This is a genomic window from Xanthomonas floridensis (assembly GCF_001642575.1).
Lineage (GTDB): Bacteria > Pseudomonadota > Gammaproteobacteria > Xanthomonadales > Xanthomonadaceae > Xanthomonas > Xanthomonas floridensis.
In genome coordinates this window covers 179,020-199,337 of sequence record NZ_LXNG01000001.1, presented here as the reverse complement: position 1 = coordinate 199,337, position 20,318 = coordinate 179,020, and the positions used below count along the sequence as shown (strand labels likewise).

The 20,318-nt window shown below is 66.7% G+C and carries 10 protein-coding genes and 1 other RNA gene; 5 read left to right on the top strand and 6 right to left on the bottom strand.

What is annotated here, in order from left to right; translation table 11 throughout:
* The first annotated feature begins 16 nt into the window (after positions 1-16).
* Positions 17-259: a glutaredoxin family protein gene (locus A7D17_RS00965; RefSeq protein ID WP_064507369.1), complete on the top strand. Its 243-nt coding sequence runs from the start codon at positions 17-19 to the stop codon at positions 257-259.
* Between the two features lie 337 nt (positions 260-596).
* Here A7D17_RS00965 and A7D17_RS00960 read toward each other — a convergent pair whose 3' ends face one another.
* The 4 genes from A7D17_RS00960 to A7D17_RS00945 all read right to left on the bottom strand — a co-directional run bounded on the left by A7D17_RS00960 (position 597) and on the right by A7D17_RS00945 (position 3,107).
* Positions 597-1,172: an excalibur calcium-binding domain-containing protein gene (locus tag A7D17_RS00960; protein WP_064507368.1), complete on the bottom strand. Its 576-nt coding sequence runs from the start codon at positions 1,170-1,172 to the stop codon at positions 597-599.
* A 133-nt stretch (positions 1,173-1,305) separates the two neighbouring features.
* Entirely contained in the window at positions 1,306-1,875 is a 570-nt protein-coding gene (locus A7D17_RS00955; protein ID WP_064507367.1) for a YceI family protein, read from the bottom strand.
* A gap of 9 nt (positions 1,876-1,884) precedes the next feature.
* Complete coding sequence (locus A7D17_RS00950; protein WP_064507366.1) at positions 1,885-2,448, bottom strand: cytochrome b; 564 nt, start codon at positions 2,446-2,448, stop codon at positions 1,885-1,887.
* Complete coding sequence (locus A7D17_RS00945; RefSeq protein ID WP_064507365.1) at positions 2,445-3,107, bottom strand: YceI family protein; 663 nt, start codon at positions 3,105-3,107, stop codon at positions 2,445-2,447. The genes A7D17_RS00950 and A7D17_RS00945 overlap by 4 nt, the downstream gene beginning before the upstream one ends.
* A gap of 96 nt (positions 3,108-3,203) precedes the next feature.
* Between A7D17_RS00945 and A7D17_RS00940 the strand changes: the two genes are divergently transcribed.
* The 4 genes from A7D17_RS00940 (at position 3,204) to A7D17_RS00925 (ending at position 18,039) form a co-directional block, all read left to right on the top strand.
* The gene (locus A7D17_RS00940) at positions 3,204-6,773 is read left to right on the top strand and encodes a hybrid sensor histidine kinase/response regulator (RefSeq protein WP_064507364.1); all 3,570 of its coding nucleotides are present in this window, start codon (positions 3,204-3,206) and stop codon (positions 6,771-6,773) included.
* Positions 6,774-6,854: 81 nt separating this feature from the next.
* Positions 6,855-10,394, top strand: a complete 3,540-nt coding sequence (locus tag A7D17_RS00935; RefSeq protein ID WP_064507363.1) for a sensor histidine kinase — start codon at positions 6,855-6,857, stop codon at positions 10,392-10,394.
* Between the two features lie 260 nt (positions 10,395-10,654).
* Entirely contained in the window at positions 10,655-14,170 is a 3,516-nt protein-coding gene (locus A7D17_RS00930; protein ID WP_082861635.1) for a hybrid sensor histidine kinase/response regulator, read from the top strand.
* Between the two features lie 332 nt (positions 14,171-14,502).
* Entirely contained in the window at positions 14,503-18,039 is a 3,537-nt protein-coding gene (locus A7D17_RS00925) for a hybrid sensor histidine kinase/response regulator (RefSeq protein WP_064507361.1), read from the top strand.
* Between the two features lie 405 nt (positions 18,040-18,444).
* On the opposite strand, the gene A7D17_RS00920 is transcribed toward A7D17_RS00925, so the two are convergent.
* Both A7D17_RS00920 and mdtD read right to left on the bottom strand, forming a co-directional pair.
* A non-coding RNA gene (locus A7D17_RS00920) (sX9 sRNA) lies at positions 18,445-18,509 on the bottom strand.
* A 44-nt stretch (positions 18,510-18,553) separates the two neighbouring features.
* Positions 18,554-19,975, bottom strand: coding sequence for a multidrug transporter subunit MdtD (mdtD, locus tag A7D17_RS00915; protein WP_064507465.1), 1,422 nt, complete (start codon positions 19,973-19,975; stop codon positions 18,554-18,556).
* Positions 19,976-20,318: the final 343 nt, after the last annotated feature.

Here is a 20,318-nt window from a genome sequence, read left to right as displayed (position 1 = left end):
AGCATGAGACTTCCGCATGGCCCTGACCCTGTACCAGCGCGATGACTGCCACCTGTGCGATCAGGCCATCGAAGTGCTGGCGCAGGTGGGCGCGGGCGACTTCCGCAGCGTGTTCATCGACCACAACGACGCGCTCGAGGCCGTTTACGGTGCCAGGGTGCCGGTGTTACGGGATGCGCACGGGCGCGAACTGGCGTGGCCGTTCGATGGCTCCCTGCTGCGTGCATGGCTGGAGCAAGGCCGCGACCGGCACGGGTAGCGGGGCAACAGCGTGCAGCCGGCGCTGCTCGCCTGCGTTGGTGATGGCGTTGGAAGACCCGCGGCTTGCGCCTTGCCCAGCGTCCACCGCGCGCGGGACCCGATACGTCTTGCTGCGCTACGCCGCGCGACCGGCGACATCCGCGGGCAACACGTGAGAGCGGCTAACAGCACGACTGCGCTCGCCGCCAGAGGGGCCCGGCCAGTGCCCGGCATCGGCACGTACCTCTCCTACGCCGCGGTTCAGAGCGTGCCATCCAGCCCTGGTTGGACCACCGCGCGCCACGTTCTGCTGACCGCGCTATGTCGCCAGGCCCACGGCACCGGCTAAGTTCAGTTCAACGGCACCACTGCTGCTCGCAGGGCACCCCGTCGCCGTCGCCATCCATCTGGGTATTGGGGCAGTGCTGCAACACATAGGTGGCATCGGCACAGGAGCGCATTTGCGAACACTGGGTACGGCCATCGCAGCTGGGTGGCGCCGGGGTGGCGGCAGGCGTGGCGGCCCGGGGTGCCGGCGCTGGTTCGGCGACGGTGGTGGGCGCCATCGCCGCGCTCAGGGCGTCGCGCTGCAGGTAGGCGACTGCGGCGCCACCGGTCAGCAGCATCAACAGTGCCACCTTGCCGACCCCGAGCCGGAAAGCGCTGCTGGTCCCCGTGCGCGGCGCGTGGCGATGGCCGGAAGCTGCGCGCCTGCCGGCCTGCGCACCGGCGCGGGTGATGCCCACCGCGCGCAGGCGCCCGTCCGGGCCGGCGTCGGTCTCGAAGGAGACCAGCTCGCCGATGCGCGGCGGCGGCGTGCCGCGACCGAAGGCGGAAACATGCACGAACACATCATCGCCTGGCCGCGCCGGAGTGATGAAGCCAAAGCCTCGCTCGGCATTCCAGCGGGTCAACGTTCCGTGTGTGCGCATCGTTCGCGTCCTTGAAATTGGTCCCCAGTCTAGCTGTCTTGCGGTGTCATTCCGCACTGCAGGCACAAAAAAGCGGCGGACCCGACGAGGTAGTCCGCCGCTCAGTGGCCGCGTCCGGTTGCGGCCTGTGGCCTTACTTCGCCTTCAACACGACCTTGGTGCTGATCGCGGTTTCGTTGGGAATGGTCTTGGTGTCGGCCCAGTCGCCGCCACCCACGCCGAAGTCCAGCCGCTTCACCACTGCCTTGCCGGCCAGCACCGGTTGCGCGCCGGGCGTCCAGGTGAAGGTCAGCGTGACTGGCTTGCTGACACCGCGCAGCTCCAGGGTGCCGTCGGCGGCGTACTGGTTGCCGCCCAGGGCACGGAATTTGTCGGCGCGATACCGCGCAGTGGCGAACTTGGCGACGTTGAAGAAGTCCGGCCCCTGCAGGGTCGAGTCGCGGTCGTTGTTGCCGCTGACTGCGCTGGCCAGCGGAATGCGCACATCGAGCTTGGCGCCAGCCAGGTTGGCCGGATCGAAGCTCAGCGTGGTGTCGAAGCCGGGGAACTTGCCGGTGAACACTTCGCCGTCGTACTTGCTGGCGAACACCAGCGTCGAGCCGGGGGCCTGGACGTAATCGGCCGCCAGCACCGGGGCGGCTGCAAAGGTGGCCACCAACGATGCAGCGACCAGCATGGGAGAGGCGAACAGCTTGGACGACATGGGAAATCCTTAGGGTCTGGAGGAAAGCCAGCCGCGCGGCAACATCCGCGCAAGGGTGGCGTCACGCTGGAACAGGTGGTGGTAGAACGCGGCGCCGGCATGTGCCAGCACCACGGCAATCAGCAACCAGAAGCCCCACTCGTGGATGAAGTGCGCGATGGCGCGCAGGTGTTCGTCCGGAGGGCTGAGCTTGGGCACATCGAACAGGCCGAACCAGCGGAACGGTCGCAGGCCGCTGGTGGAGTCATACAGCCAGCCCGACAGCGGCATGGCGAAGATCATCGCGTACAGCAGCCAGTGGGTGAGCCCGGCAACGCGCTCCTGCCAGCGCGGCGTGCCGGTCACCGGTGGCGGCGCGCCCGCATGGATCCGCCAGCCCAGCCGCGCGATCACCAGCGCCAGCACGGTCAGCCCCAGCGACTTGTGTGCGGTGTAGACCCAGAAATATTTCGGTGTCTTGGGCAGCTCGCCCATGGTCAGGCCGACGATGCCCAGTATCAGGATCAGCAGCGCGATCAACCAGTGCAGGGTCTGGCTGACGCCGCCCCAGCGGTCGGTGTTCTTCAGGCTCATGTTCCCGATTCCTGGCTGGCGGCTGTGTCCGGCGTGATGGGTGGGATTTGTGGCGGTGCTGGCCCATCGTCGGCGCGGCCTTCGCGCACCGCTTCGGCTTCGATCCGCAACTCCACCGTGTCGCCGATCATCGATTTCCATGCATCGATGCCGAACTCGGCCCGGCTCAGCGTGGCGGTGGCGGAAAACCCGGCGGTGCGGCGAAACGGCGGCAGCGGATGGCGCTTGAGTGCGTTGAGGGTCACCTCCAGGGTGACCGGGCGGGTGACGCCGTGCAGGGTGAGGTTGCCGGTGACCCTGGCGCGGTTGTCGCCACTGGCCTCCACGCGCGTGGAGACGAAATGCGCGTCGGGAAAGCGCTCGGCGTCGAGTAGGTTACGTGCCAGGGTAGCCTGGTTCCACTTGGCATCGCCCAGGTCGGCGCGGCGCAGCGGCACGGTCACGTCCAGCCGTGCGGACGCCCAGTCGTCCGGGTCGAAGACCAGGCTGCCGGTGCTACCGGATACCGTGCCCAACGCCTTGGAAAAGCCGGCATGTTCAACCGCGAACAGCACCCGGGTATGCACCGGATCCAGCGCGTAGCGCACCGGTGCGGCGCTGGCGGCCAGGCTGGTCAAGGCCAGGGCGGGAAGGAGCAACAGGTGGGCGAGGGGCGTCATGGGCGGATTCTAGACACATCCCGGCGCCGCGCGCGCGGCTTGCGCTTGCAACGATCCATTGCGAGCATGCCGGCTGGACGTGGAAGGGATTCCCACATGCGTGTGCTGATCGTCGTCATGGCCTTGCTGCTGGGTGTGCTGCCCTGTGCAGCCAAGATCCGGGAGGTGCCGCGTTTTCGGGTCGTAGGCCCCGGTGATGGTCTTCCGTCGACCATGGTCGTGGCGATCACCCAGGACCATGCAGGCTATGTATGGCTTGCCACGATGGATGGTTTGGTGCGCTACGACGGCGCCGGGTTCAAGACCTGGCGCCACGATCCGGCCGATCCTGCCTCCTTGCCATGCAATGCGATCCAGGCGCTCTACATCGATGCGCTGGATCGGCTCTGGATCGGGTGCGGTAAGACACTAAGCGTCATGGATCCCGGTCGCAGCCGTTTTCGTCACTATCGCGCCGCAGCGTATCCGTTGTTGAAGGACGGCCAGATCTTCAGCATCGCCGAGTTCGATGGCGATATCTGGGTCGGGACCACAACCGGTGCGCTGGTGCGTGTCAATGCCGATGATGTCATGTCGTCGATCGACCTTGGGTCGGTCGACGGCGAGCTCGATCAGGCCATGGTGGTGAACCTCACCGTCGATAACCGGCATCGGTTGTGGATCGGTACCAGCAACGGTTTGGCGTACTACGACGGGAAAAAGTTGCGCCGGGAGTATGTGCCAGGCGAGAAGAATCCGCAGGCGTCTATCTTCGGTCTGCAGTGGACTGGCGACCGCTTGTGGTTCGGGAGCGATTCGGGTTTGCATGTCCGAGGGCCCAGCGAGCAATGGCAGCCGTTGCCCTGGGCTGGCATGTTTGGCCCGGGTAACGAACTTTGGAGCGTGGTAGCTGGCGCCGATGGCGAATTCTGGCTAGGCAGCGGGCGTGGTCTGTGGCGCACGCGCGGTATGCTGCCACCGGTGCCCGCCTTCAATGGCGACGAGCCGTTGTCACGCCGCAACGTCATTGGTTTGCTGGGAGCTGCCGACGGCGGGCTGTGGGTTCCGATGCATGGCACCGGACTGGGCTATCTGCCGGCAGACTGGAAGCGCACGGCGGTGATCAAACCTGCTGTACCGTCCGGCGATGGGATCTACTGCGATCTGGCCCCGGCGCTGCGCTCCGGAGGCCTGTGGCAGGCGGATGCGGAGGGCCGTCTGCTACGCGTCGACCTGAGTACGGGAGACAAGTTCCAGACCGGTCTGCAGTCCCCGCACCTCAAGGGGATGGAATTGGTGTCGGCGCTGGAAGATCACCTCGGGCGCGTTTGGTTCGGTAACCTGACGTTCGGCCTGTCACGAATGGATCTGAGCACCAGTGAGTTCATTCACTGGCCTTCGGATGGCCCGGAACCGGCATCGTCGCTCTCGCCGCCGGAATGGATTGTCGAGGATGGCGACACTGTATGGATGGCATTCATCGATATGGTGCAGCAACGTGATTTGCACAGTGGAAGGATTCTGCAGCGCATTACCGCGCAAGACCTGCGAGGGTTGCCCAATATCGAAGTGCAGCAGCTGGCGCAAGGACCCGATGGGCGTATCTGGGTAGCGGGCGAAACCGGCATGTTTGCTTGGGAGTCTTCATCGCAGCGTTTCGTGCCGGTAGCAGGCCTTGAAGGTGCGCAAATCCAGGCATTTTCCAAGCAATCCTCGCAGCTTTTCTGGGTTTACCGTGCCACCGGCGCAGAACAATGGAGACTGGCAGAAGGGCGCTGGAAGCGCGTGCAGCACGTCGGAGAAGCCGAAGGACTGGGTGGATTTGATGCGTCTGCAATGCAGATCGACTCACGCGGGCGTGTCTGGATCTCCAGTCTGAGAGGATTGTGGCGAATCGACGCTTCGGTATCGCCGGCACGAGTGCGCAATATCGGCACGCGCGATGGATTGACCAGTCAGGAGTTCATTCAACACTGCCTGCTGCTGAGCGGCGATACCTTGATCGGCGCGACCAGCGACGGCTCGACGGTACTGCTGGATACAGCAATGCCCGACAGCGCGCCGGTGGTCCCGGTGCTGCAGTTGGAGCATGTCAGCGTTTTGCGCAACGGAACCCGTCTTGAGTTGCCGGTCAATCGCCCTTTTCAGTTGGGGCCCGGGGACCGGCAACTGCAGTTCGTCAGCCGGTTGTTGTCGTATACCGATCCGGCATCCAACCGGTATCGAAGTTTTCTGAAAGGCTTCGATACAGAATGGCAGACCTCCGGCAATACCGGTGTCCGGGAATTTGCCAGCCTGCCGCCTGGAGACTACGAGCTTGCCTTGCAGGGCGTGGATCCGTTGGGCAACCTTTCGCGTGTGCGTTCGCTGCAGTTCTCGGTCAGCCCTCCCTGGTGGCGCAGCGGAGCGGGCATCGTGCTGATCTGTCTGGCAGGCGTGCTCCTGGCAGCGCTGTTCGCCGCCGCCTACCGTCGTCGTGTTCGCATGCGCGCGCAGTGGCAGCTGGCCCAGCACAAGCGCGAGCTGGCCGAACAGGCATCGTTGGCCAAGACGCGTTTCCTGGCGACGCTGGGGCATGAGGTGCGCACGCCGATGACCGGCGTGCTGGGCATGAGCGAGTTGCTGCTGCAGACGCCGCTGGATACGCGGCAGCAGGGCTACGCCGGTGCGATCCAGTCTGCCGGCAAGCATTTGCTGCGGTTGGTCAACGATGCGCTGGATCTGGCCCGCATCGAGGCCGGCAAGCTGCCACTGGACTACCGCGATTTCGATCTGCGCCAGTTGATCCGGCAGGTGGTCGAGCTGGTGCGTCCCAGTGCCGAACAGAAGCAGTTGGCGTTCGCGTGCGAGCTGGATGACGCGCTGCCGCCGGCACTGCATGGCGATGCCAGCCGGGTGCAGCAGATCCTGCTCAACCTGTTGTTCAACGCGGTCAAATTCACCGAGCGTGGCAGCGTGCATCTGCGTGTCTGCGCTGTGCCGCAGCGCCCCCGTCAAGGCATCCGGGTGGAGGTGCGCGATACCGGTCCGGGCATGAGTGCCGAGCAGCACGGGCGGCTGTTCCAGCGCTTCGAACAGGCCGAAGGGGCGCTCACCCATGCGCGGCATGGCGGCAGTGGACTGGGGCTGGCCATCTGCCGCGAACTGGCCGCGGCGATGGGGGGCGCGGTGAGCGTCAGCAGCGAGCTGGGGCAGGGAGCGTGTTTCGTCGTGGAGCTGCCGTTGCGATGGGTGACCACGCTGCCTGCGGTCGCGGCGGAGGCGGCACGTGCGGTGGCGTCGCCGCAGCAGGCGTCCTTGCAGCTGCTGCTGATCGAGGACGACCCGACGGTGGCGCAGGTGATCGTGGGCCTGCTGCAGGCGCGCGGGCATGCGGTGACGCATGTGATGCATGGTCTGGCGGCCCTGGCGGAGGTGAGCATGCGCAGTTTCGATGCGGGCTTGTGCGATCTGGACCTGCCCGGCATCGACGGAGCCGCGCTGGTGGCGCAGATGCGCGCACGCGGGGTGCGCTTCCCGATCGTGGCAGTGACCGCCCGGGCCGACGCCGATGCCGAGCCGCAGGCGATGGCGGCTGGCTGCAACGGCTTCTTGCGCAAGCCGGTCACCGGGGACTTGCTGGCCAACGCGCTGGCGCGGGTGCTCGCCGAGGCGGCGGGCGGGTCGGACGCTGGCGCTGGCGGGTAGTCACCGCGCGTGCCGGAGCAGGTACAGTGCAGTCCGGCCGGGGAGTGCGTGATCGCGCAGGTGGCCGGGACAAGGATGACGATGAACAATCGAGTGCTGTGCGCGCTTGCGTTCGTGCTGCTGTGGATCGGCATGGATGCGATGGCGGTGAACCAGATAGAGACGCCACGGATGCGTCGCTTCGGCCCGGCCGAGGGGCTGCCGTCGCGCATGGTGCTGGCCTTGGCCCAGGACCGGCAGGGGTATGTCTGGGCAGCCACCAGCGACGGGCTGGCGCGCTATGACGGCATCGGCCTGCAGGTGTGGCAGCACGACCCGCATAGCGCCGGCTCGATTCCCGGCAACGAGGTGGAAACCTTGCTGGTCGACGATCGCGACCGGGTCTGGCTGGGCGTCAACGGCGCGCCGCTGAGCATGCTCGATGCAGAGCGCACGCGCTTTGCAACCTTTCCTGCCGTGGCCGACGCCTGCGTCGGGCAGGTCTGGGCACTGGCGCAGGCGCAGGGCGCGATCTGGATCGGCGGCAGTGGCGGTGGCCTGTGCCGCCGCGAGGAGGATGGCCGGGTCACGGTCTTCCGTGCCACTCCCGATGCGCCGGACGGGCTTCCCAGCGACACCATCTTCAGCATGGCGGTCGATGCGCGTGGCCGGCTGTGGATCGGTACCGCAAGCGGCCTGGTGATGCGCGATGGCGAACGGTTCGTGCGCATCGCGCCGCAGCGCCTGAGCGCCACGGTGTTCAAGTTGAGCAAGGATGACGACGGCACGCTGTGGGTGGGCAGCAGCAAGGGCTTGTACCGGGTGACAGCGGACGACGTGCTCGAGCCTGCGCCCTGGGACGGGGCGTCCAGCGTGCGTGCCGGCACCGTGGTGCACGACGTCCATGGCGGCTATTGGGTGGGAGCAGCCGATGGGTTCTTTCGTGTTGCGCCTGGCACACGCACGCTGCGCATCATGGAGGGCGACCGCGGCAGCGGCTTTCTGACTGCCCACAGCGGTGTGCTCGATGTCATGCAGGACCGCCAGGGCGGACTCTGGCTCGGGCTGATTTCGCAGGGCGTGGCCTACCTGCCGCCGGACTGGCGGCGCTTTTCCACCATCTTCGAGACCCAGGGCAAGCAGCTGGAGGGCCTGTACCTGGTGAACGCAGCCGTGGACGGTGACAGCTTCCTGGTGACCACCGGCGAAGGGGTGTATCGGGTCGGCGATCAGGGCGAGGTGCTGCCGCTGTTGCATAGCGATGTGCTCGGCGGTGGAACCGTGCAGTCAGTGCTGCCGGCCGCTGATGGTGCGCTGTGGGTCGCGCTGCGTGAGGGCGTCACCCTGTATCACCCCAGGACCGGGCGAAAGCGCAAACTCGCGATGGGGCCCGACATCTCGGATATCCACCGGGTGGAACTGATGGCGCCCGGCGTCGATGGCGAGTTCTGGCTGTCGATCGTGGAAGGCGGGGTGCAGCGGCGTGCGGCAGACGGCCGCCTGCTGGCGAGCTTCCGCTTCGGCAGCGACCTGAGCGAGGTTGGGGGCATGGTGCAACAGCTGCTCATCCGTCCGGACGGTTCGGCGTGGGTGGCGGCCGGCGATGGCCTGTGGGTCTGGCAGGGCGAGCGCTTCCGCAGGGTGATCGGTGGCGACGACTCCGAGGTCTATGCACTGGCATTCGTGTCGCCGCGCGAATTCTGGGTCGGACGCTCCGGGGCATTGGAACGCTACAGCTGGGATGGGCAGCAGGCGCAGCTGCTGGAACGCGTAGGGCGCGCGCATGGCCTGCCGTCGACCGAAATCCGTGGCCTGGCATTGGGGGGCACCGACACCGTGTGGGCGACCACCTCGCGTGGCCTGTTTGCCTACAAACGGGGGCAGCCGCAGGTGCGCCTGTTCGGCCAGCGCGACGGTCTGCCGGACAGCGAATTTTCGATGCGTCCTCCGGTCGTCGGCCCCGGCGGACAGGTGCTGGCGCTGACCACCAGCGGCATCGTGCTGTTCGATCCATCGCGGCCGTTCTCCCCGGCAGCGGTGGCGCGGCTGGTGATCGAGTCGGTGCAGGTCCGTCGCAATGACGCCGAGCGGCCGCAGCCGATTCCGCACAAGCGACCGATCGTGCTGCACGCGCGCGACCGCGACTTGCGCGTCAGTGCGCGCTTGCTGTCGTTCGTCGATCCTGCAGCAACCCATTATCGCTACCGGGTAGATGGCTACGACGAGCGCTGGGTGGAACAGGGCGCCACCGGCGAACGGGTCATTTCGCGGCTGCCGCCGGGCGACTACCGCATCGAGGTGCAGGCGCGTGCCGGCGATGGCCAATGGATCGCCGCACCCGCGCTGCAGCTGGAAGTGCGGCCGCCGTGGTGGTTGAGTACGCCTACCCAGCTGGCCGCAGTGCTGCTGTGCGTGTTGCTGTTCTGCCTGGGCGTGTGGGGATGGCGACGGCGCGTACGGCGCCAGCAGGAATGGGTTCTGGCGCAGCAACGCCAGCAGCTGGCCGAGCAGGCGTCGGTTGCCAAGTCGCATTTCCTGGCCACCCTTGGCCACGAGGTGCGCACGCCGATGACCGGTGTGCTGGGCATGAGCGAGCTGCTGCTGGCCACTCCGCTGGATGCCAAGCAACGCAGCCATGTCGATGCGATCCGCAAGGCGGGCGCGCATCTGTTGCGCCTGGTCAACGATGCGCTGGATCTTGCGCGCATCGAGGCCGGCAAGCTGGAGCTGGTGCAACAGCCGTTCGATCCATCGCAGCTGACCCAGGAACTGGCCGACTTCATGCTCCCCATCGTCGAGGCGCGCGGGCTGCAGTTCCGCTACCGCAATCAGTTGCCCTCCGGGCTGATGGTGCTGGGCGATGCCACGCGGGTGCGCCAGATCCTGATCAACCTGCTCGGCAACGCCATCAAGTTCGCCGAACGTGGCGAAGTAGGGCTTGCGGTTGTGCAGCATGGCGAGTTCCTGCGCTTCAAGGTGCGCGATTCCGGTCCCGGCATCGGTCCCGAGCAGCAGAAGCGGCTGTTCCAGCGCTTCGAGCAGGGCGAGGGCGCACGCACCAGCTCGCGCTACGGCGGCAGCGGGCTGGGGCTGGCGATCTGCCAGGAACTCACGGTGGCGATGAAGGGCCAGATCCGGGTGCGCAGCCGGCTGGGTGTGGGCACCCAGTTCACCGTGGATCTGCCCTTGCCGATCGACCGTTCGACCACGCGCGCCACTGCAGGCCGAGCGCGCACCCTGGCCGGTGAACCGCTGCGCATCCTGTTGGTGGAAGACGACCCGACTGTGGCCGAAGTGATCAGCGGGCTGCTGAGCGGGCGCGGCCATCGCGTGGTGCATGCTGCGCATGGGCTGGCCGCGTTGTCCGAGGCGGTCGATGGCGAGTTCGATGTGGCGCTGCTGGATCTGGATCTGCCGGGGCTGGATGGGTTCGCGCTGGCATCGCAGTTACGCCGGCTCGGTCATGGCTTCCCCTTGCTGGCGGTCACCGCACGCGCCGACCGCGATGCCGAAACCCAGGCGCAGAGCGCCGGGTTCGATGGGTTCCTGCGCAAGCCGGTGACCGCGGACATGCTGGTGGAGGCCATTGCCGCCGCACGCGTGACGCGTGCGCGCGGGCAGTCGATTCCTCTGCCGGACTGATGCTACCCGCCACGCGCCGTGCCCCCGTGCCTGGCGGGCACCTGGTTGCCGCTCGCCGCCGCTGCCTGCAACCCGGAACCTTGCCGGCGGCACACCAGACCACTGCGTGTTGCCAGCATGCAGCGCGGTCCGCACTATGCGTTGAAAGGGAACAAGGGCGCACGTTGCAACCAATCCGTTTCTCCTGCCGCGTGCTGGCGACCGTGTCGCTGCTCAGGTGCGTGCTGTTGGTGTGCCTGACGGCTGCGGTCGCCTGGCCGATGTCGGCCTGCGCCGGTGTGCCGGTGCTGCCGCAGCCGCGGCAGCTGACAGTGGCCGACGGATTGCCGTCCAACGTGGTGTACGGGTTCGACGAAGATGCCAATGGCTATCTGTGGCTGGCCAGCAGCGATGGACTGGCGCGCTACGACGGGCGCAACTTCCGCATCTGGCGCATCGAGGACGGCCTGCGCGACAACCAGGCCTGGGCGGTCCATGTCGACAAGCGCAATCGGGTCTGGGTGGGCACGGGGATGGCGGGGCTGGCGATGCTGGACACCTCGCGCCATCGCTTCACCTTCTACGACAGTGCGCGTTATCCAGCGCTGCGCGGTGCGGCGATCTGGAACATCAAGTCCACCCAAGACGGCAGCATCTGGTTCGGCACCGAAAGCAGCGGGCTGTATCGGCTGCGGCCGGATGGAACGCTGGAGCATTTCGTACATCGCGCCGATGACCCGCGCAGCCTGCCCGACAACGCGATCTACCGGCTGGAAGTCGATCGCCGCGACACGCTGTGGGTGGGCACCGCCGACGGCGCTGCGCACTGGAACGGCAAGGACTTCGAGCGACAGGCATTTCCCACGCCGACCTCGCAGATCATCACCCGGCTCACCGCCGATCCCGATGGCAGCCTCTGGATCGGCACCAGCGACGATCATCTGTTTCGACGCGCTGCCGATGGCAGCGTGCGTCCGCATCACTGGAAGGTGTCGGCCAAGTTTCCGGTGCTGGGCGTGCTGCTGCGCGACCACGATGGCAGCTACTGGCTGGATACACTGGACGGGTTGGGCCACGCCATCGGCGATGAGGTGAGCAACGTGCCGCTGTACAGCCTGTCGGCGCACGGCCGCATCCGTCCCAACTGGGAGTCGGCCTACCAGGATCGCGAAGGCGGGGTGTGGTTCGCCAGTCCCAATGGGGGGCTGTGGCACCTGCCATCGAACTGGCGCCGCTTCGCGGTGGTCTTCAACTCCAAGGAAGACGGCCAGCATGGTGGCAACCTGGCCATCCAGGCCGCTGCCGAATCGCGCGACGGACGCTTCTGGCTGGTGGGCACCGCCGGCGCGCTCGAGCGGGTCGATCCGGCCATCGGCAAGATGGAGCGGGTATTGCCGAGCCTGGGGGTGAGCAGCTGGTCCTACAGCGTGCTCGAAGATCGCAAGGGCCGGGTCTGGGTGGGGCATTTCGGCGAACTGGTGCGCTATGACCCGGCCAGCGGCGCGCTGCGGCGCTGGAAGATGGCCGACGAGCAACCGCAGGCGGATGGCCAGGATGAAACCCAGGATGCAGCGATGGAAGCGCTGCAGCAGACAGCCGACGGGCACCTCTGGGTCCGCACTACCACCGGGCTGCAGGAACGCGATGAAGAGGGCAGGCTGCTGCGCAGGTTGTTCCGGGGCAGCCATGGGCTGGAGCGCGATGTGGTCGTGCACGATCTGCAGAACGGCCCGGATGGCGTGCTGTGGTTGGCAGGAAGTCATGGCCTGCAGCGCTGGAATGCCGCCAGCGAACGGTTCGAGGCGATCGCCGGGGCGCCGCGGGAGCAGATCTTCACCTTTCGCTTCAGCGACAGCGGCGTGGCCTGGTTTGCCGGGCTGGGCAAGCTGCATCGGTACCTGTGGAAGAACGGCCGCCTGCAGCATCTGGACACGGTGGGCACCGAGCAGGAGTTTCCGGCGTTGGCGCCGCAAGGGCTGGTGATCGATGGTGATGGCGTGGCCTGGCTGTCGAGCATGCGTGGCCTGATCCGCGTGGATCCTGCCACGCGCGGGGTGCGGGTGTTCGGCGTGCATGACGGCCTGCCCAACCCGCAGTTCGTGGCACGCTCGTTGGTGCAATCGTCCAAGGGCATGATCGTCGGTGCCACGCCCGACGGTCTGGTGATCTTCGATCCTGCCGAGCTCAAACCCAACGATCATCGCGTGCCGTTGGTGATCGAACGGGTGGGGCTGCGGCGTGGCGAGCGCGGGCTGGACGTCAGTCACGTGCAGCCGCTGGTGGTGCGCGATGGCGATCGCGACCTGCATATCGTTGCGCGCCTGCTGAGCTTCGCCGACTCCGAATCCAATAGTTACCGCTTCCGCCTCAGCGGCTACGACCCGGACTGGATCGATGTCGGCCCCAGCGGCGAGCGCCTGTTTTCGCGCCTGCCTGCCGGGCATTACGTGCTTGAGGTGCAGGGCCGCACTGCCGACGGCATCTGGTCGGCCAGCCAGAGCCTGCGGTTCCAGGTCATGCCGCCGTGGTGGTTGTCGCCGTGGGGCCTGGCGGTGCTGGCGATGCTGGTGCTGTGCCTGGTCACCGTTGCGGTGTTGTTGTACCGCCGTCGCCTGCGCCGCTTGAATGCCTGGCAATTGGCAGTGCACAAGCAGGAGCTGGCCGAGCAGGCGTCGCTGGCCAAGACCCGCTTTTTGGCCACGCTCGGCCACGAAGTCCGCACGCCGATGACCGGCGTGCTGGGCATGAGCGAGTTGCTGCTCAAGACCCCGCTGGACACCAAGCAGCGCAGCTACACCGAATCGATCCGCCGTGCCGGCGCGCACCTGCTGCGCCTGGTCAACGACGCGCTGGACCTGGCGCGGATCGAATCCGGACGCCTGGAGCTGGATCTGCAGCCGTTCTCGGTGCGCCAGCTGGTGGCCGAAGTGGAAAGCCTGATGGCGCCGCTGGCACAGGAGCGCGGCCTGCGTTTCAGCCTGGAAGTGGGGCTGCTGGGCGACATCACCGCCAGCGGCGATCCCACCCGCATCCGGCAGATCCTGCTCAACCTGCTCAGCAACGCGATCAAGTTCACCGAGCGCGGGGTGGTCGGGCTCAAGCTGACCACGCTGGGCTCGTATCAGGGCCTGCGCTTCGAAGTGGCCGATACCGGCCCGGGCATCAATGCCGACCAGAAGGCGCGGCTGTTCCAGCGCTTCGAACAGGGCGACGGCGCCAAGACCACCTCGCGCTACGGCGGCAGCGGGTTGGGCCTGGCGATCTGCCAGGAACTGGCGCTGGCAATGGGCGGGCATATCGAAGTGATCAGCCGGCTCGGCGCGGGTACGCGCTTTGTGGTGGACCTGCCGCTGCGCTGGGTGATCTCCCATGCCACGCTGGCCGGCGACGTGCCGCGCGCCCGTGCGGCGGTTGCGCCGCAGCGCATCCTGCTGGTGGAAGACGACCCCACCATCGCCGAGGTCATCGTGGGGTTGTTGCGCTCCCAGGGCCATTCGGTGGTGCATGCGCCGCATGGGCTGGCGGCCCTCACCGAGGCGGCCGACAACACCTTCGACATCGCCTTGCTGGATCTGGATCTACCCGGGCTGGATGGCTTCGCACTGGCGCGGCAGCTGCGCGTGTTCGGCTACGACATGCCGCTGATCGCAGTGACCGCCCGCTCGGACGAAGCCGCCGAACCAGCCGCGCAGGAGGCGGGTTTCGATAGTTTCCTGCGCAAGCCGCTGACCGGCGACATGCTCGCCGACATCATTGCCGACGCGTTGCGCAAGGCAGGCGCACGCGATGGCATGTAGCTGAAAACGTCGTCCAGCGTCAGCTGTGCCTGTAAAAGGGTGACGCCCACGCGCTGCTATGGATCAGCCGTACGTCGGTGCGCCCCGGGCAACTGGCTAGCGCCCCGGATGTTTCGACTGGGCGCATTCGGCGACGTGCCTGGCGGCGTTCGCCATCCGGCAACATCAGGTGCGAGACCTGTGCCCGGAGTCTGCAGACACGCAGGATCGGCAGCGGCCGGCCCGGGCTTGCCCGCACCGCGCGTGGCCCGCACTATGCGCGCACTTGTCGTGAAACTGATCCGGTGCGCCTCCTGACCCGCCTTGCCCATTGGCCACTTGCTGCGTTCTGGTTGTGCCTGTGTCTGGCCGTGCTTCCGGCGCAGGCGCGGACCCCGGCCACACCGGTGCCCAGCCAGTTGACGGTTGCCGACGGACTTCCCTCCGACACCATCAACGATTTTGCCGAAGACAAGCAGGGCTACCTGTGGATCGCCAGCGATGACGGGTTGGCCAGGTTCGATGGCCGCAACTACCGCATCTGGCGGATGGAAGATGGCCTCACCAGCAACGTGATCTGGGGCATCTGCGTGGATGCCAACGATCGCGTATGGCTGGGCTTCGAGGACGGAGGCGTCGGCTTCCTGGATGCAAGGACGCGCACCTTCCAGCGGCTGGAAGACCCGCAGTTTCCGGAACTGCGCGATGCCATGGTGTGGACACTGGCAACGGCATCCGATGGCGCGCTCTGGATCGGAACCGCCAAGCAGGGCGTGTACCGCTATCGGCCGGACGGGCGCATGCAGCACTTTTCCGCGGCCGCCAGCGAGCCGCACCAGCTGCCGTCCGACAGCGTCGTGGGGTTGGAAGCGGCCGCTGACGGCTCGATGTGGATCGGCACCTGGGGCGGGCTCGTGCACTGGGACGGTCAACGCATGCAGCGCGTGCCGCTTCCGGTTGCGGACCAGACCGTCAACAGGCTCTACATGGAGCCGGGTGGCAAGGTGCTGTGGGTTAGCGACCTTGCAGGCAATGCGTTCCGGCTCGATACCGCTGAGCGGTCCATCACGCGCCCATGGCAGAGCGCTCCGACCAGGCCGCAGGTCAGGGGCGTGCTGCTGCGTGATCGACGCGGGCGCTACTGGCTGGACATCGACGCTGGGCTGGGCATCAGCACCGACGGTTCGTCCGTCGCCAAGGTGCCGACCTACAGTGCGTCGGCGCACGGCCTGGTCAACCGCAACTGGCTCGAGTCCTACCAGGATCGTGAAGGAGGGCTGTGGTTTGCCAGCCTCGAGGGCGGTCTGTGGCATCTGCCGCCGCAGTGGGACACCTTTGCGGTGTTCTCGCATCACAAGGATGACCCGCAGTCGCTGACCAACCCGTCGATTACCGCCACAGCGCCATCGGCGGCAGGTGGTGTCTGGGTGGCAGGCTCGCATAGCGCGCTGGAGTACTTCGATCCGGCGACCGGCCGGGTCAAGCTGCATCTGCCCAATATCGATCCGGTGCGCGTCCCCGACACCGTGTTCGAGAGCAGGCAGGGGATGGTCTGGATCGGCGTGCAGGGAACGCTGGTGCGTTACGACCCGCGCACGCGCCAGGTCAAGCGCTGGCCGCTGCTGCAGAGCGTGGATCCCGCGGCCGACCCCGAGATGGCGGGCAGGCCCGGCCGGATGGCCGAAGATGCGCAAGGACGCATCTGGGTGGCGCTGATGACCCAGGGCATACAGCTGTGGAGCGGCGAGGGGCAACTGCTCAGGACGATCGATTATGCAAGCCATGGCCTGAAGGCGCTGACTGTGCTGGACATGCGGACCGGGCCGGATGGGCAGATCTGGCTGAGCAACAACGCCGGTCTGTGGCGGTGGGACCCGCAATCGGACCGGTTCATCGCGGTTCCCGGCGCCGCCGATCTGCCAACCTACGTGTTCCGCCTGGGAGATGGCGGCATCGTCTGGGCGGGGCTGGCAGGCGAGCTGCGGCGGTACCTGTGGGATGGTGCGCAGCTCAAACATCTGGATACGGTGGGCAAGGAGCAGGAGTTTCCGAAAGTGGCGCCGACCGGCATGGTGGTCGATGCCGGTGGCGTGGCCTGGGTGTCCAGTCATCGTGGACTGATCCGCGTCGATCCTGGCAGCAAGCTGGTCCGCGTGTACAACGTGCACGACGGGCTGCCCAGCTCCCCCATGCAGGTGGCCTCGTTGGTGCAGGCAAGCGGCGGGCAGATACTGGGCGGCACCTCCGATGGCATGGTGGTGTTCGATCCGTCCACGATGCGCCCCAATTTACGTCGCCCGCAGTTGTTGATCGAACAGGTGGGGCTGCGACGTGGCGAGCGTGGGCTGGATGTCACCGGCGTCGTGCCGCTGCAGATACAGGACGGCGACCGCGACCTGCACATCGTGGCGCGCATGCCGACCTTCACCAATCCCGAGTCCACCAGTTACCGCTTCCGCCTCAGCGGCTATGACCCGGACTGGATCGATGTCGGCCCCAGCGGCGAGCGCCTGTTTTCGCGCCTGCCTGCCGGGCATTACGTGCTTGAGGTGCAGGGCCGCACTGCCGACGGCATCTGGTCGGCCAGCCAGAGCCTGCGGTTCCAGGTCATGCCGCCGTGGTGGTTGTCGCCGTGGGGCCTGGCGGTGCTGGCGATGCTGGTGCTGTGCCTGGTCACCGTTGCGGTGTTGTTGTACCGCCGTCGCCTGCGCCGCTTGAATGCCTGGCAATTGGCGGTGCACAAGCAGGAGCTGGCCGAGCAGGCGTCGCTGGCCAAGACCCGCTTTTTGGCCACGCTCGGCCACGAAGTCCGCACGCCGATGACCGGCGTGCTGGGCATGAGCGAGTTGCTGCTCAAGACCCCGCTGGACACCAAGCAGCGCAGCTACACCGAATCGATCCGCCGTGCCGGCGCGCACCTGCTGCGCCTGGTCAACGACGCGCTGGATCTGGCGCGGATCGAATCCGGACGCCTGGAGCTGGATCTGCAGCCGTTCTCGGTGCGCCAGCTGGTGGCCGAAGTGGAAAGCCTGATGGCGCCGCTGGCACAGGAACGCGGCCTGCATTTCAGCCTGGAAGTGGGGCTGCTGGGCGACATTACCGCCAGCGGCGATCCCACCCGCATCCGGCAGATCCTGCTCAACCTGCTCAGCAACGCGATCAAGTTCACCGAGCGCGGGGTGGTCGGGCTCAAGCTGACCACGCTGGGCTCGTATCAGGGCCTGCGCTTCGAAGTGGCCGATACCGGCCCGGGCATCAATGCCGACCAGAAGGCGCGGCTGTTCCAGCGCTTCGAACAGGGCGACGGCGCCAAGACCACCTCGCGCTACGGCGGCAGCGGGTTGGGCCTGGCGATCTGCCAGGAACTGGCGCTGGCAATGGGCGGGCATATCGAAGTGATCAGCCGGCTCGGCGCGGGTACGCGCTTTGTGGTGGACCTGCCGCTGCGCTGGGTGATCTCCCATGCCACGCTGGCCGGCGAGGTGCCGCGCGCCAGTGCGGCGGTTGCGCCGCAGCGCATCCTGCTGGTGGAAGACGACCCCACCATCGCCGAGGTCATCTTGGGGTTGTTGCGCTCCCAGGGCCATTCGGTGGTGCATGCGCCGCATGGGCTGGCGGCCCTCACCGAGGCGGCCGACAATACCTTCGACATCGCCTTGCTGGATCTGGATCTACCCGGGCTGGATGGCTTCGCACTGGCGCGGCAGCTGCGCGTGTTCGGCTACGACATGCCGCTGATCGCAGTGACCGCCCGCTCGGACGAAGCTGCCGAACCAGCCGCGCAGGAGGCGGGTTTCGATAGTTTCCTGCGCAAACCGCTGACCGGCGAACTGCTGGCGGACACCATCGCCGAGGCGCTGCAACGGGTGCGTGCGCGCGATGACATCTAGGTCGCGGTCCCGCCACTGACGACAGCGGTGACGCAGCGCTGAAGCGCCTTGAAGGGGAAAGCTGCGCGCCGCCTCAGGGCAGGCCCATGGTGATTTCGCCAGGTCTTGAACAGGCCGTCGCTCATTCCTGCGCGTGGCCGTCACCGCTGCGCCAATCGGCGATGCAGCGTGGCGCCGGATACCGGCAGTGTGTCCACGACCCGCTGCGTGGTGAGCATCGAAGGCGAGCGAGGGCGACGGCATCGTGTTCTGGCAGCATCGCGGTTCCACACCGCCTGCCGCGTTTGCGAAGGCGCTCGCCTGCGCCATCCTTCTGCAAGGCGCGCAGATCGCGCCAAGACGTCGACACCTGCAAATATCTCGCATGTCGTTGCAGGCTCCAGCCCGTGCGATTGCGTCTACAGCGGCTAACAGAACGTAGCGAGCGGTCGTCAGGTGGGTGCGGACGGCGGAGTGCACGCGTGGTACATGCCGCGCCGATCTGGCGGCCGCGCAGTGGTTTTGTCAGTTGCTCTTATTCCGCCACTGCCTCCACATCCTTGGGATGCGGCCGGGTTTCGGCCAGCTGCCAGAAGATCAGCGTGGAGGTCAGGGTGATGCCGCCCACGCACAGGAAGGTGGCATGCAGCGCGGCAGTGGCGCCGTGCGTATCGCCCAGGTGCGTGTTGAACGCGGCGAGCAGGCTGCCGGCTGCCGCCGCGCCGAACCCGGTCGCCAGCATCATCACCATCGACAGCAGGCTGTTGCCGGGGCTGGCCTGCTCGCGGTCCAGATCGCGCAGGGTCACGGTATTCATGACGGTAAATTGCAATGAATTGACCCCGCCAAAGCAGGCCAGCTGCAGCAGCCGCACCCACAGCGGCTGGCCAGCCTCGATCAGCGCAAAGCTGGCCATCGCCAGACCCACCAGCACGGTGTTGACCATCAGCGTGTTGCGGTAGCCGAAGCGGCCCACCAGTTTGACCGCGGCGCGCTTGGCGGCCATGCCGGCCAGCGCCACCGGCACCATCATCAGCCCGGCGCGCATCGGGCTCATCTCCAGGCCCACCTGCAGCAGCAACGGGATCAGAAACGGCATCGAGCCGCTGCCGACCCGTGCGAACAGGTTGCCCAGGATGCCGATGCGATAGCTCGCCACCTTGAACAGCGCTAGCGGAAACAATGCATCGGCGGCCGTGCCGGCATGCAGCCAGTAACCGGCAAGCGCGGCCAGCCCACCGATCGCAAGCAACATCACGAAGGCATGGCGCATGCCGGGTTCGGCGATACCGTCCAGCGCCAGCGACAACGCCACCATGCCGAACGCCAGCATCAGATAGCCGACCAGATCGAAGCGCCGGCGTGCGTCGCCGTAATGGTCCGGCATGATTCTCAGTGCAGCGATAAAACCGATGATGCCGATCGGAAGATTGATCAGAAACACCCAATGCCACGATGCCACTTCCACCAGCCATCCGCCCAGCGTAGGGCCGATCAGCGGGCCGATCAGGGCGGGAATGGCGATGAAGCTCATCGCGCGCAGAAAGTCTTCGCGCGCCACCGTCTTGAGCACGGCCAGCCGCCCCACCGGCAACAGCATCGCCCCGCCAATACCTTGGATCACGCGCGCAGCCACCAGCTGCGGCAGTTGTTGCGCAGCGGCGCACAGCAGCGAGCCCAGCGTGAACACGATGATGGCGGCCAGGAAGGTGCGCCGGGTGCCGACGCGATCGGCAATCCACCCGGAGGCTGGAATGAACATCGCCACCGCCAGCGCATAGCTGAACACCACCGACTGCATCTGCAGCGGGCTTTCGCGCAGGCTGCGCGCCATCGACGGCAACGCCGTGTTGACGATGGTCGCATCCAGCATCTGCATGAAGATCGCCAGCGACACCAGCCATAGCAACGGCTTGATGGTGGCATAGGCGCGCAAGGTGGGGGCGGGCTGAGACATGGGCATCGCCATATGAAGGACGACCCATTATCTCCACACCACTGTGCAGGAAGTCGCAACGATACGCGGCACGTCGTTGCTTGAGTCCGCCGCAGCGAGGGGCGCTGCACCTTCATCGAATGAGACCCGTCTCACCCAATTGAATGTCGGGCGGCCACATGTCACGAATCGTCGGGACAGAGGATTGGCCACGTGCTAATGCCCGCTATGGCTTGCTACAAGCGTTGGATTCGCCGGCAAATCTTTTGCGCCTCCGAGAGATCCAGCCAAGGCAAGCGTGGGTTTCCTCGCGTTGCGATGGAGTGATCGAGCGGAAGGCGCGAGCGTTGAACCTAAAAGCGAA

Excerpts from the sequence above, each read along its gene's own strand:
- A7D17_RS00965 (WP_064507369.1), top strand. The coding sequence starts at position 17 with ATGGCCCTGACCCTGTACCAGCGCGATGACTGCCACCTGTGCGATCAG.
- A7D17_RS00960 (WP_064507368.1), bottom strand. The coding sequence starts at position 1,172 with ATGCGCACACACGGAACGTTGACCCGCTGGAATGCCGAGCGAGGCTTT.
- A7D17_RS00955 (WP_064507367.1), bottom strand. The coding sequence starts at position 1,875 with ATGTCGTCCAAGCTGTTCGCCTCTCCCATGCTGGTCGCTGCATCGTTG.
- A7D17_RS00950 (WP_064507366.1), bottom strand. The coding sequence starts at position 2,448 with ATGAGCCTGAAGAACACCGACCGCTGGGGCGGCGTCAGCCAGACCCTG.
- A7D17_RS00945 (WP_064507365.1), bottom strand. The coding sequence starts at position 3,107 with ATGACGCCCCTCGCCCACCTGTTGCTCCTTCCCGCCCTGGCCTTGACC.
- A7D17_RS00940 (WP_064507364.1), top strand. The coding sequence starts at position 3,204 with ATGCGTGTGCTGATCGTCGTCATGGCCTTGCTGCTGGGTGTGCTGCCC.
- A7D17_RS00935 (WP_064507363.1), top strand. The coding sequence starts at position 6,855 with ATGAACAATCGAGTGCTGTGCGCGCTTGCGTTCGTGCTGCTGTGGATC.
- A7D17_RS00930 (WP_082861635.1), top strand. The coding sequence starts at position 10,655 with ATGTCGGCCTGCGCCGGTGTGCCGGTGCTGCCGCAGCCGCGGCAGCTG.
- mdtD (WP_064507465.1), bottom strand. The coding sequence starts at position 19,975 with ATGTCTCAGCCCGCCCCCACCTTGCGCGCCTATGCCACCATCAAGCCG.